This is a genomic window from Cytobacillus massiliigabonensis, assembly GCF_900199725.1.
Taxonomy (GTDB): Bacteria; Bacillota; Bacilli; order Bacillales; family Cytobacillaceae; genus Cytobacillus; species Cytobacillus massiliigabonensis.
The window spans coordinates 2,078,912-2,091,695 of sequence record NZ_LT904904.1 but is presented as its reverse complement, the minus strand read 5'-3'; the positions used below and the strand labels follow the sequence as shown (position 1 = coordinate 2,091,695).

The 12,784-nt window shown below is 35.7% G+C and carries 14 protein-coding genes and 2 other annotated features (1 of these 16 only partly in view); of the genes, 4 read left to right on the top strand and 10 right to left on the bottom strand.

Annotation, left to right across the window (positions count from 1 at the left end; all coding sequences use genetic code 11):
- Positions 1-207: a binding site (T-box leader), on the bottom strand; it reaches 63 nt to the left of the window's first position.
- Positions 208-244: 37 nt separating this feature from the next.
- Positions 245-496: a binding site (T-box leader), on the bottom strand.
- A gap of 62 nt (positions 497-558) precedes the next feature.
- Positions 559-1,197: an MOSC domain-containing protein gene (locus tag C1726_RS21505; RefSeq protein WP_102275018.1), complete on the bottom strand. Its 639-nt coding sequence runs from the start codon at positions 1,195-1,197 to the stop codon at positions 559-561.
- A 158-nt stretch (positions 1,198-1,355) separates the two neighbouring features.
- Between C1726_RS21505 and C1726_RS21500 the strand changes: the two genes are divergently transcribed.
- A complete protein-coding gene (locus C1726_RS21500) occupies positions 1,356-2,612 on the top strand; it encodes an MFS transporter (RefSeq protein ID WP_102275017.1) in 1,257 nt (418 codons plus the stop codon).
- Between the two features lie 36 nt (positions 2,613-2,648).
- On the opposite strand, the gene C1726_RS21495 is transcribed toward C1726_RS21500, so the two are convergent.
- The 5 genes from C1726_RS21495 to C1726_RS21475 all read right to left on the bottom strand — a co-directional run bounded on the left by C1726_RS21495 (position 2,649) and on the right by C1726_RS21475 (position 7,763).
- Positions 2,649-3,446 (bottom strand): DUF2935 domain-containing protein, encoded by a 798-nt coding sequence (locus C1726_RS21495; protein ID WP_102275016.1) that lies wholly within the window; start codon positions 3,444-3,446, stop codon positions 2,649-2,651.
- A 114-nt stretch (positions 3,447-3,560) separates the two neighbouring features.
- A complete protein-coding gene (locus C1726_RS21490) occupies positions 3,561-4,580 on the bottom strand; it encodes a polysaccharide deacetylase family protein (protein WP_102275015.1) in 1,020 nt (339 codons plus the stop codon).
- An 872-nt stretch (positions 4,581-5,452) separates the two neighbouring features.
- Positions 5,453-6,049, bottom strand: a complete 597-nt coding sequence (locus C1726_RS21485; protein ID WP_180968262.1) for an AAA family ATPase — start codon at positions 6,047-6,049, stop codon at positions 5,453-5,455.
- 235 nt (positions 6,050-6,284) lie between these two features.
- On the bottom strand, positions 6,285-6,758 hold the full coding sequence (locus C1726_RS21480; RefSeq protein ID WP_102275013.1) for an NUDIX hydrolase: 474 nt from the start codon (positions 6,756-6,758) through the stop codon (positions 6,285-6,287).
- A gap of 72 nt (positions 6,759-6,830) precedes the next feature.
- Positions 6,831-7,763, bottom strand: a complete 933-nt coding sequence (locus C1726_RS21475) for an MBL fold metallo-hydrolase (protein ID WP_102275012.1) — start codon at positions 7,761-7,763, stop codon at positions 6,831-6,833.
- 146 nt (positions 7,764-7,909) lie between these two features.
- On the opposite strand from C1726_RS21475, the gene C1726_RS21470 reads away from it, so the two are divergent.
- A complete protein-coding gene (locus C1726_RS21470) occupies positions 7,910-8,536 on the top strand; it encodes a spore coat protein (protein WP_102275011.1) in 627 nt (208 codons plus the stop codon).
- Positions 8,537-8,805: 269 nt separating this feature from the next.
- A complete protein-coding gene (locus C1726_RS21465) occupies positions 8,806-9,234 on the top strand; it encodes a YugN family protein (protein WP_102275010.1) in 429 nt (142 codons plus the stop codon).
- A gap of 143 nt (positions 9,235-9,377) precedes the next feature.
- Here the strand turns inward: C1726_RS21465 and C1726_RS21460 are convergent, their stop codons facing one another.
- Positions 9,378-9,707, bottom strand: a complete 330-nt coding sequence (locus tag C1726_RS21460; RefSeq protein ID WP_102275009.1) for a DUF378 domain-containing protein — start codon at positions 9,705-9,707, stop codon at positions 9,378-9,380.
- Positions 9,708-9,902: 195 nt separating this feature from the next.
- Complete coding sequence (locus tag C1726_RS21455) at positions 9,903-10,076, bottom strand: asparagine synthase (protein ID WP_102275008.1); 174 nt, start codon at positions 10,074-10,076, stop codon at positions 9,903-9,905.
- 183 nt (positions 10,077-10,259) lie between these two features.
- Between C1726_RS21455 and C1726_RS21450 the strand changes: the two genes are divergently transcribed.
- Positions 10,260-11,204 carry an AEC family transporter gene (locus C1726_RS21450; protein WP_102275007.1) on the top strand — a complete coding sequence of 315 codons (945 nt, stop codon included), beginning with the start codon at positions 10,260-10,262 and terminating at the stop codon, positions 11,202-11,204.
- A gap of 31 nt (positions 11,205-11,235) precedes the next feature.
- On the opposite strand, the gene splB is transcribed toward C1726_RS21450, so the two are convergent.
- Both splB and C1726_RS21440 read right to left on the bottom strand, forming a co-directional pair.
- A complete protein-coding gene (gene splB, locus C1726_RS21445) occupies positions 11,236-12,264 on the bottom strand; it encodes a spore photoproduct lyase (protein ID WP_102275006.1) in 1,029 nt (342 codons plus the stop codon).
- Complete coding sequence (locus C1726_RS21440; RefSeq protein ID WP_102275005.1) at positions 12,261-12,506, bottom strand: transcriptional regulator SplA domain-containing protein; 246 nt, start codon at positions 12,504-12,506, stop codon at positions 12,261-12,263. Before C1726_RS21440 ends, splB begins: the two co-directional genes overlap by 4 nt.
- Positions 12,507-12,784: the final 278 nt, after the last annotated feature.

Genomic DNA, 12,784 nt, shown 5'->3' with positions numbered 1-12,784 from the left:
AATCAAGTACGGATATAAAATGCTTTGCATAAAAAGCATTCCTATCGATACCCTATCCATTTAACGGTGGAATTCCGTGCTTCCCTACTGCTGTTCAAGAAGCCTCTCGTAAGTCCATTCCGATTGCTCTCCTCGTACCGGCTCACACCTCACCCGGCTCTCTGAAACGATTTGAATCAATGTACTACTCTTACTCAGCGATTTCAATTATTTATTTTCTAAACACAAAAAGGGCTCCCCGTCATTAAAGGACGAGAAACCCGTGGTGCCACCTTCATTAGCTAAAAAAATTCAGCTCACTTAACAAGCATCTAAAAATGTATTTAAATGCCTGCCTCTTGTAACGATGAGACTGTTCGCCAAAGCCTACTTGCTGTTATCAGCTTTCGGTTTGGGGCTCGGAAGTCCATTCACAAACACATCCACACTGATTCACACCAGCCATCAGCTCTCTTAAGTATCTGTATTTGCTACTCTTCTTCTTCACTGCCGTCAGATATATTGTTATTTATAATATTAGAATTATTAAGAAGTGTCAACAGGAATTTCGTAATTATTTTAATATTCTAAAGCCTTCAGGAATTTCTCTCTCCAAACTCCAGCAAGTTCTTCTACTTGCAAAAATTCTTTAATCGCTACATAGTTTTTTCGATCATGAAACATGAGCTGATTGCCTCTTAATACTGAAAATTTCTCCTGTTTACGATCAATTAAAGAAAGCTGAGAACTCTTAGTAACGATTCCTTCTTGCAGAACACGAAAGAAATAACCTGTATAGCCCGTTTCAACGATTCGCCCAAGCAATGAATCCACCCGATTATGCTTTGAAATCGTGGAACAGGGGATTCGACCTTGGGAAACCTGTACAATCGCTTCTCCCAAGGAGAATGTGTCTCCAATATAAATATCTTCTTCCAGCATATTTTCCACACAAATATTCTCACCAAAAGCCGGCTTACGGAATGTCTGATTAAATTCCTTTTCCCATAACAAATAATGTTCATATGGATAAAGGCAAACTGCTCTTTCTGGTCCGCCATGGAATTCCCGATTGGCAACAGAATCTCCTATAAAACCATTTTTCGACAATTGCACTTCTTCTATTCCTTTTTTCGCAATAGCGGAATTTTCTGTTATCCCTTTCCAGACATGTAAATTTGGTCTGCCAATATTAAGCGTAAGTAACTTCCTCTCCATTCCATCACCTCTAGTTTTTTTACATTTTATCCTTTCGCAGCCTTTAACGCTAAACAAATATTTCCATTTTGTAAACTTACCAAAAAATGTGTCTTTTACTTTTATGAAAGTAACCAATATTAATAGTAGGTTGATTATGTTCAAGGAAGGAATCGCAAATGGAGCATGTTGAAAAGCTGCATAGCAATCAAAAGAATTCGAAAAATGGGGAAAATGGAGACGATGTTCCTAATAAAAAATGGGCAATCTTGGCTCTTGCTTCAATCCCGCTTGTAATGACACTTGGAAACTCCATGCTTATCCCCGTTTTGCCAGCAATGGAGAAGCAATTAAATATATCATCATTTCAAACAAGCTTGATCTTAACTGTTTATTCGATCGTTGCGATTATTCTTATCCCTGTTGCTGGATTTATATCTGACCATATCGGAAGAAAAAAGGTAATTATTCCAAGTCTTCTGATAGCAGGAATAGGGGGGCTTATTTCTGGCTGGGCTGCATGGAAAATGAATGATGCTTACTGGCTGATTTTAGTTGGACGAGCGATTCAAGGAATTGGAGCAGCAGGTGCCGCTCCTATTGTTATGCCCTTAGTTGGAGATATGTTTAAAAACGAAGATGAAATGAGTACATCCTTAGGAATTATTGAAACTGCGAATACGTTTGGAAAGGTCTTAAGTCCAATACTTGGGTCGTTATTAGCTGGATTTATTTGGTTCTTGCCTTTTTTTTCATTCCCAGCTTTTTGCTTGATTTCGGTTTTACTAATGATCTTTCTTGTAAAAACAGCAAATATGGAGTTTGAGCCAGTCCCTTTAAAACAATTTTTTGCCAACATTAAAGAAACCTTTAAAAATAACGGAAGATGGTTATACGCCATTTTCATTATTGGCGCCATTTTAATGTTTGTTCTCTTTGGGGTATTGTTCTATCTGTCAGATATCCTGGAGAAAACGTACGATATAAAAAATGTGAAAAAAGGTTTTTTCTTAGCCATCCCCCTTGGGGCTTTATGTACAGCATCATTTATAACAGGAAAATTAATTAAGGAGAACAAAGTTTTAATGAAATGGCTTATTTTTGGCGGCTCTGTTCTTACTGCCATTTCAATAGCCATCCTTAGTTTTTCAGATAGTTTGTGGTTCATGATTATCCTATTTCTATTTGGAGGGGTTGGAATAGGAATAGGTCTTCCATGCTTAGATACATTGATTACTGAAGGAATTGAAAGACAGGAGCGAGGTACGATTACTTCTATTTATAGCTCGATGAGATTTGTAGGGGTAGCAGCAGGCCCTCCTGCAATTGCTGTGCTGATGAAGCATGCTGAAAAATCATTATTTTATATTTTAAGCATCCTCGCCCTCGCAGCAGCCATTGCTACATTTAAAGCCATCAAACCAGATGAGGAATAACCGCAATAGTGTACTATTGCGGTTTTAAGTCTTTTTTTACTCCTTTAATCTTGGCTTTGCAGGGTCACATTTAGGCGCATCTTCTTGTGTTGATTCGGATAACTTCATTAAATAATAACATTCTTCTCTATACATATGATCAGCCATTAAAGGAGCGAATGTACCTAATGCTTCTTTACTAAGCTCAAGCTCCTCAATTTCATTAAGAAAATTCATAAATAACTTCAATTCTGCGGAAGTATCATTGTTAAATCTATCTAGTGCAGGGAAAGAGGTTACCCCTGTGCGAAGAAACCCAGCCATTTCTACAGCCTTTAAATAAAAGGCTTCAAAATCCTTTGTAAAGCTATCACTCACTTTTTTAATTTTCTTTTCAATTTGATCCATATTATCGGAAATCGCCCCAGAATGACCAGCTGCATCCAATAACCAAATTAAATGATGATGCAATTCATGAAAAATTGGAGGAACTACCCCTTTTTTTAAATAATTTAACAGCAATAAGTATTCTTCAAGCTCATTTACCATATGGTTAATAAAGGTTGGACCAAGGTGGATGGTAACCTTCCCCACAAGATGCCTCTCAATAATGTTCAATTTGTATTCTCGTAAGTTTAATCCTTCCTCTTCTGCCTTTATACTGAGTTCAATTAAATTATCTACTTCAACCCTACCTAACAGCTGATCAAACGTCTGGATAAAATAGGTTGCCGCATCAATTAGCTCAGTTTCTTGAGGCGCTAAAGAATCGTGCAAAAAACGAGCATGATCACCAAGCACTTGCAGCCAAAATCGATGTTCAAATTTAGCAGCTTGTTCATAGCTTACAGCCAACTTCTACTCCCCCTTTTCACATCCACTCCTAACAGCTTATCGTTTGGATTTGTCTTTTATGACTTAAATGGAAATGAAAAAACCGGCATCCTAAATGGATGCCGGGGCTCTTACTTAAAAATTATAAGCTGATAGCTTTTCACTTAGAACGTCCATTTCATAGCCATGAGATTGTAAGTATTTTAAAAGTGATGGCAAATGCTCAGCTGTTGATTTGCGATCGTGCAACAGAATCACGATTGGGCTGCTCTTATAACGATAATTTTCCATTTGTTGAATGACATCACCAACAAATTCACCATTTTTATATTTCCAATCATGGCTGTCAATCGTCCAATCCCATAACTGGAATCCAGCTGCTTGAACAGCTTCTTTATATGACGGCTTCATATGTGGAGCCGATCCATATGGTGTCCGTATTAAGTGTGTTAATTGTCCTGTAAGATTTAACAACGTCTCTTGCCCTTGGGTCATTTCATCAACAACGGTTTGTTCAGAACGATAAATTTTCGATACATCATGAGAAACCCCATGTAATGCAGGCACATGCCCTTCGGTAATTATTTGATTCAGTTTATCCGGGTATATCTTCATATTTGGTTCAAGCATAAAGAATGTAGCCTTTATGTCATATGAATGCAGAGATTCTAAAATACTGGTAGTATAGGCTGATGGTCCATCATCAAAAGTTAAATAAACTTTATGAAGATTTACATCCTGATTCACTGGCACAGTATTCGTATCTTGGTTATTCGCTTTCTCTGAACCTACTTGGCTATTATCCTCTTTTTTATCTTTATTAACAGCTTCTTCCTTTACATCTTTATCCTGAATTTTCTCTTCGGCAGTTACTTTCTCTTCCTTATTTGCCGCCTCTTTTTTCTTTAGTTGCAGCAATCGGTAATAATGATATATGGAACCATTCATTTCATCAATTTGGTTAAAATTCCTCTGGGACATAAAAGAGTACATCATATTAATTGGCTGCTTAAAACTGGATACAGCCAATGCTTCATTATTGCTACCTGGTTGTAAAATCATTGCGACTAAAGCTATACATACTAAAGCTGAAATGATTACTTTTTCCTTTGTTTTAATTAATTTTCTACTTCTTCCTGCCCTTGTTCTTCTCACGAGAATTCACCTTTCCATTTCTTGTTAATCTTAGAAGCAATCATATCAATAAAGAAATCTTTACCGTCAACCAGGTTGTTTAACAAAATGATCGTGTTGATTATCACTCCTTTTCAATTTATAGATGATTTATTTAGTTATTACTTTTGTGTTGTTATAAATTAGACGTTACAATTGTAAAAAAAGTTGTCATATTTCTATGTTATTTTACAAAACTATTAAAATTTCGCTATAAATCTACTCTATTAACTTTACATAATATTTACAGCGTTTTCAATTCCTTATGGAAAATTGGAGTGATTTTTTTCACAGGTTTTTGGGTTGCTTTGAAAGGAATAGAATATTAAGTATTGAGGGTGCTAGAGGTTTAGTTGAAAAAGCTATTTGTAATTGTGTAAAAATTATGAAATATCTATAAAATTATTGCTATTTAATTGTTTCTATGCTAGAATCACATTTAACGACATATAGTATATATATTACATTTCATATACTATATGTCGTTTTATTTCACTAATTCAACTCGATCCATAGTCTCTTTTTTTCTTTTCCGCTTCTTAATGAAGCGGTCTTTTTTATTTATCCAGGCATACACATCCTAGAAATCCTTTGCATACATACTTTAGAAAAAATATTTGTGACCCATAATTAATACCAATATACCACTTTAAAAAAAAATGCTGACTCATTGATTGTTTGATTTTCACATTAACTTTTTTCGTTGTTCAATTCGACAATTTTCGAAGCTTATGATTCATCCCTTCTTTCTTCTCAATTAATGCAAAATAAGCTTAAGTAAATATCCTCAAGCTTCAATTTGACAAAATTATCAGGTAAAGGCATCAGTAAATTAACATGGACCAATCATCTGTTTATTTAAAAATACTAATTTCTTTTGCCATCACACTCAATCTATCAACCATTTTTCTATACTTCGAACGACTGTCTGGCAGCAAAGCGATACCGGAGCCTTCAGCAATCGTTTCTATTACTTCTCCAATAGACATTGCATCTGTTTGGATATGTTCTTTGAATAATCCCTTCGATAAACTGCTCATCCGAATCTCCATCTGCTGATAAGCCCATGAGTTTTTGCCTTCTAGTCTTTTCCTAAGTCGTTTTTGTATGGTAGATTTTGAAGCTATTAGAGTAAAATGTTTCACTTCAACATTATTCTCTATGAGCTTTCCGACAATTTCAAGGAAGTACATTTCATTTGTCAGTGTCATTGGTACGATAATGGTTCCTTTGAATTCATCAGACAATTGTTTTAATAAAGTATAATTTGCTTCTCTCCATAAAGGATAGTCCTGAAAATCATCTTTTGCTAAATCCTTCGGTACATTCCTCATAAATACATACCCAAATCTCTCTGGATCATACACAAAGGAATTCTCAACTCTTCTATGCAATTCATAAGCAGTTGTTGTTTTGCCTGAACCAAAAGTACCATTAATCCAAATAATCATTAAAATCATCCTTTATGTTTCAAAAATATCTATTGGAATACGTATAATTTATTTGGAATACGTTAAATGAATTTACAATAAAGTTTTCTTTAAGTATCTATTTGTAAAGCTGTGCTTTATAATCTGCTTCCTAATAATAGATAACCAACAATTGGAATATCACTCTCTCTTCTCTTTCGCTTGCTGGTTATTATCATTTATTTTCACATGCAATTTTGTCGATATCTCGATCCATCTAAGAGTATTGCTCAAAAATAAGATGTTTTGGTGTTAAGGGAAGGTCTTCAAGAGATGTCCTTAAAAATTCAGGAAATAACGGGATTTGCTTCAGCTCATTAATCGGAACCCATCTATAAATCAACCTGTTCCCTTCTTCACCATGAAAAGTTTCAGTTGTAAAATGGAATGGGGAAGTAACGGATGAAATATTGTAATAAAATCCAATTTCATGATAATGTTTGCAATTGTATTCAAAAAAGTTCTCTGTCATCCAAAGGAGTCTATTAATCTTCACGTCGAAATCAAGCTCTTCTTTCATCTCTCTTATAATACATGACTGAGAATTTTCCAGGATTTCTACTCTGCCGCCTGGTAAAGCCCAGTGATTTTCACTAACTTGCTTATGTATTAGCACATGTCCATTTTCAATCATGACTCCTGCAACTCTAACGTTAAAAACAGCATTCTTAATATGAAAGGTAGCGTCCATTGTTCCATCTCCCGGCTATTAATATAACAAGCATCCTTGGTTTAAATTATCTGTACCCCTTTAAATCTATACCTATTTTGAATCAATCCATAGGGTACCTCCAATATCAAGCACGCACAACTGCTCCTTGCTCATTTTTAAGTGTTCCCACTCTTTGTGCAATCGATCAAGCGCCTCTGGTCCCGTATCATCAGCTAAACGATATGCACCATAATGCATCGGGATGAATATAGAGGCGTTTAAATCTATGAATGCTTTAACGGCATCTTCCGGATTAATATGCGAATTCTTCATGAACCATTCTGGTTCGTACGCTCCGACTGGCATCAGCACATAATTAATAGAATTAAACCTTTTCGCTATTTCCTTAAAACCACGGAAATATCCAGTATCCCCGACAAAATAGATGGATTGATCAGTAGATGCATCTTCTATTATCCACCCTCCCCAATGAGAAGAGTTCGTATCAAATAAACTCCGCCGTGTCCAATGCTGAGCAGGAACAAAGGTAATTTTAAGATTTTGAAAGGCAAATGAATCCCACCAATTAGCTTCAATCGTATTGTTATATCCCCTTTTTACAAAAAGTCTTTTTAATCCATGTGGAACATAAAAGGCAGGATTTCCTTTTAGACGACGAATAGAACGAAAATCCAAATGATCATAATGACCATGTGATATGAACACCATATCAATTTCCGGCAGTTCCTCGATTGGAATTCCTGGATTTGTAAGGCGCTTATCAGTGCCCTGCCACTTTGCCCAGACGGGATCCGTTAATATATTTAGCCCACCTAACTGGATTAGAAAAGTAGAATGACCTATCCAAGTTATACTTGCCTTGTCACGATTGAGTTGTAGTGCCTCTACTTCTTTGTTTTCTGCCTGCGGGATCTGAATCGATAAATTCTTAACTTTAGAGCGGCGTTCCTTTCTCCATTGAGATAAAGCCTTAAATGAATGGTTATTCTCCACTCGGTCCAAATTTTCGTAGCGTTTTCTCACGTTCATTTCCTCACATATCTAAAAAATTGATTCTTTTTTATATTCTAGCAAAAGCAGAGATAAAAATCCTATTCTAATATCTATACGAATAAAAAACACCGCTCTCATCCATTATAAAAATAAGAAACAATGTAGGAGGTTAATTTATGAGACTTGCAGCACATGAACTTCATGATTTACATGAACTAACGATGAGTTGTGTTAACTCAATAACAAATATGGGTTATATGCTACAGCATGTACAGGATCAGGAATTTAAAAGCATCTTAGAAAAACATTTCCCCTTTCATGTACGCGATTATAATATGAAAGTAGAATTTCTTAATCAAATGGAAGGGGCAAAGAAAGAGTTATCTCTTTTAAAAGAAGTGGGGAAACTTACCGATTTTACAAAATCTCCAATCAATCAATATCCACCAGTACAGCCTCGCACTGCGGTTGACAACATGAATGATCGCGAAATGGCTACTGCTTATTTACTTACTTTAAAACGGGCAGGACGAGAATATGCATATTCGGCAATGGAAGCAGCAAATCCTGAAATACGCTCATTTTTACAAACTTGTTTTATGATGAGCTGTACCCATGCTTATGACATGTGGCAATATATGGTTAATAAGGGATACTATCCTCTTGAACCAGCAGATCAAAATATGACTGCAAAAATCGGAGCAGTATACCAGGTTGTACCTGAAAATCAAGAACAAATTCAAAAATATATCAATCAATACCAAAGTCCAACCAGTGGTGCAAGTGATCAGCTTTACCAGTAGTCTTTTCAAAAACTCCAAATCCCCACTTTGCCCTCAAGATCCTTAAAGAGGGCTTTTTACTTTCATCTTGAAATTAAAAGGAAAGTACAGTAGTACTTGTTCTTTTTGATTAGTTAACCATTTGTATTTTCATAGAGGCAGGATTATATGCCGAAGACAGAGCTCAATACGTTAAAAAGCTTTTTCCATAAAAAAAATCCTCACCTGTATTTTATTCTTTTTTTTGTTAAGAATAATAACAACCATTTTTACAGGAGTGGATAATAATCATGATTGAGTTACAATCTGAAATTGAAGGAAAAAGAGCTTATTTTGGGATTGTAAAAGATTTATTTAACTTAAATGGCTGCAGTTTCTGCAGTAATTTTGACTATCACCAAGGAAAATTTGATGCTGTTCTATGGCGTGACGGCGGTGAAACCATTTATCTAAGGGTTCCGATTAATGTTTTAGAGGGGGCATTAGATCATTCGAATGCCTATATTGAATTTGGTACCCCTTATGTAATTAAACATGTGGTTAATATTGGTTTAGATTACGATAAACACTCACTGCTGACTGGTACGACGGGGCTGACTCAATTCCAGGAACCATTAGATAAAGATGGGTACATAAGAGATAAAAGCAGGTGGGAAAGGGCGGGAGAAGAAAAAATCAACCAGATTTTGAATTCAATTGATACACTTTTAAGCTCATAACAGATTTCCTATAGGGACTGGTGTTTTATATGCAACTCAAGGATAACATTTAGGACTCTTTATTAATTAGATACTGAGCCAATATTCTTATAAAGGTTCAAAAAGTCGAGTAAGTAAGCACTCGACTTTTTAAATTATTTTTATTAATCATTTTTATCCTCATCAGTTATTAATGAACGATCTCTTAGCTCTGGTAAATCTGTTTCTTCTCCAAACTCTGTCCCGTAATTTACTTTTCCATATCCCTGACGATTGATTTCAGCCACATTACCTTTTTCTTCCCACTCTTTAAACAGAAGAGGCAGACACGCGATTCCACTTAGTCCAACAAGGCTATAGATGATTCTTGCCATAAAAGCGTCTTGACCTCCAAATAAGGCGGCTACCAAATCAAAATTAAAAAATCCAATTAGCCCCCAGTTAAGCGCACCAATAATGGTAAGTACTAAAGCAATACGTTGTAATGTTCTCATTTACATACATCTCCTTTTCATAGCTCGATTATAAAAAATTCACTTATAAAAATTGAATCTTAGCTCGTGTATAAGATCCATTACTATCGTTTGTATTAAAAACAAATTTCATACAAAGTAGTTTTTACATTGCTAACTATTATAAAACTGTGCTATTAAAAGAAATTGTCGAGTACCAAAGGTACTCGACAATTTTTAACGACGATGTTCAACTAGGTCAATAACCCCTAATAATATGTGTGCTAAGCCAAAGCCAAAAACTGTATTGGCAATCATTTTATTTGAACGACGCTGTTGCTTCATTGCGTATCCGGCTGCTGTGACAGCTGATCCTAATGCAGTTGGTATTAAGCCTTCACGTATATTCATTGTTATTTCCCTCCATATTGCAGGTAATGGTGAGTAACACCAATCTTATTTTCACCTTGGAGAAGGGAAATATACTTCGTTAAACAGTTAGAAGATATGGGAACTTACTCATTACTGAAAATAAAAGTGGAAAATGAATAACCCCCCAACCATTTAGTACATATAGTACCTAGGGGGGATCCTATGTCTTCTGCAGGACCTTTTTTGCAAGAAATGTTGACACTGTATGGAATTGCCATTCTTGGGTTTTTTGTAAGGAAAAGAGGAATTTTAAATGAACACGCCAATGATGTGCTGACACATTTGATTTTAAATATCACATTACCTGCCCTCATTTTATTCTCGTTAGATATTTCATTTTCCTTCGATACGATAAAAGATTTTCTATGGCTCATTTCTATGTCTATGTATATCCTTGTCCTTTCTTGCTTTTTAGCAAGGTGGATGAAAAAGCGTGCGGAACTTGAAAAGAAACAAAAAAATGTATATGAAGGTTTGATCATTTTTGGGAATCAAGGGTTTATTGGGTATGCTGTTAGTTTCATTCTTTTTGGAGAGCAAGGAATTATTTATTTAACAATCTTTAACTTATGTTATTTAATACTCATATGGACGTACGGAATATTCCTATTTAGTAATAGTAAGGATGCAATCAGCTGGAAACAAATTTTTATGAATCCTGGAATTCTTTCTACATTCGCCGGACTTATTCTTTTTCTCCTTCCAGCCAATTTGCCTGCAATGGTTTCTAGTGGATTGGAAAGCGTGGGTAAAATGACAATTCCTCTCTCCATGATGCTTATTGGCAGTCTTGTCGCCAAAGTAAAGGATAAAGATCTTTTTCTATTGATCAAAAATAGATACTTATGGAAAATGGCAATAGCTAGACTGTTATTCATTCCCTTTTTATTACTCCCGTTTGCCATTATATCTGTCCCGGATTCATTGCTGATTACTGCTATTCTCGTTTCTGGAATGCCTGCTGCTCCAACGATCACACTCTTCTCACAGAAATATGGGGCAGACACTTTATTTGCTTCGTTAGGTGTATTAATCACTACAATGCTATGTATCGTCACCATCCCATTGCTATATTTGATTCTTAACATTTTTTATATTTTTTTTTAATAAAGAAATCGAATCCAGTCTTGCTTTTTGATCAAGTGAAGTATTCCAGCTTTGCGTTCGGAAAGAACTTTTTCATATATTCAAATAGATGACTTTTCAAATCCTCTTCTTCCTCTTTTTGATAAATATATTTTCCAATCCCGTATTTTCCCCATTTGTACCGTCGCTTTTCTTCATCTAACTCTAATTTTGTCATTGGATAATTCTTTTCAATGACTCTTTTCGCTGGTTTTGTAAAACGATGCTGAATAAACTCAAAGGTTAAATCTTCTTTCGCTTCTCCTGGCAGTTCCTTTTCCAATCGTTCAAACATATGGTAGTAACCTTCCTCCCAGCCTACATGCAGATAAATGGGGGCAACGATAAAGCCAAGGGGATATCCCGCTCTTGCAACTTTCCCTGCGGCCTCAATTCTTTTTTCTAGTGGAGAAGTCCCCGGCTCAAAGTTCTTAATGACGTAATCTGCATTGACACTAAAACGAAACCTTGTCCTTCCATTATGTTTGGCATCAAGCAGATGATCAACATGATGAAACTTTGTGACAAACCGCAGCTTTCCAAGTTCCGATTTTCCAAAATGCTCAATCGCCCTTTTTAAGGAATGGGTTAAGTGGTCTATTCCTACAATGTCAGATGTACAGGACGCTTCAAATCTTGTTAGCTCTGGTGCCCGCTTTTCCATATATTTATCGGCGGCTTCTAGAATTTCATCCACATTTACGTAAGTCCGGATGTATGGTTTACTCCCCATCGTTGTTTGTAAATAACAATAGTGGCAATGTCCCATGCACCCTGTTGCAAATGGAATGGCATATTCTGCTGATGGTTTGGACGTATCAAATTTTAATGTTTTTCGAATGCCAACGACAAGCGTCGACTTTGCCACCCGGTATCTTTGTAGATCATTCTCCCCCGGGAGGTTCCTTACTTGGTTGTGAGAAGTAGTATACCTTATTTCCACATCCATCTTTTCAAATTTTTCCAGCAGTTCTTTTCCTAACGGATAATCTAAGCTTTGTGGCTCAAAATATACGAGTCTAGGCGTAAACGGTTTATTCATTCTAACTCCCCTTCAAACATATCTCCGTAATAGTAATTATAAGCAGCATTTGCCTCTTCTACTGTGGAATAAACAGCCATTTCATTTGATAAAGGATAATAAGTCTCATATAAAAACAAAGCCAATTCGTTATGGTTTTCAGGGTTATTTACTACAGCTGCTGCTTGAATATTTGCCACATCCTGTGTATGCGGATTTCGGTAGAAAACATATACAACATCGCCTGCTTGAAAATTATTCATTCTCTCACCTCACTTTAAGGGACAAGTTTCCTGTCGCTTTGTCCCAGTATCTCTCTATACAATTTTGCCTTTAGTTCCTACGTTTATGTTATCTTTTTTATGGTAAGTGTTATGAACTTTTTTGTTTAAAGTTCATTAATCAGCTCATAATAACTTTGGATACACCTAAATATGAAATTGTAGTTGATTACATAATGACATTTGAGACTGGAAGCTCTACTGAATCTGCACTTATTAAATACAAAGAAGGACTCGGCATGTATACGGAAAAAATGCCT